Below are 225 nucleotides of genomic sequence, written 5' to 3' on the forward strand. Positions count from 1 at the left end.
CAACACAAACTTTTACAATAACGCAACCTAGTGCAATTGTTGCGACTCCGTTATCACAAACAAACGTAAGTTGTTTCGGCGGTTCTAATGGTGCAGCTGCAATTAATACACCAACAGGTGGTGCAGGTGGATATTCTTACAACTGGACTCCAGGTAACCCAATAGGTGACGGAACAACATCTGTTACTGGCTTAACCGCAGGAACTTGGACTTGTACCGTTACTG

1 protein-coding gene is annotated in these 225 nt (G+C 44.4%); it reads left to right on the forward strand.

Annotated features, from left to right (window positions below; genetic code table 11):
* Positions 1 to 225, forward strand: a 225-nt coding sequence (locus tag GFJ99_RS13370) for a hypothetical protein (protein WP_153209551.1), incomplete at both ends; no start/stop codon positions are given.

Origin of the sequence: Flavobacterium sp. LMO6, assembly GCF_009495795.1 — a bacterium.
In the GTDB taxonomy this organism is placed as follows: Bacteria; Bacteroidota; Bacteroidia; order Flavobacteriales; family Flavobacteriaceae; genus Flavobacterium.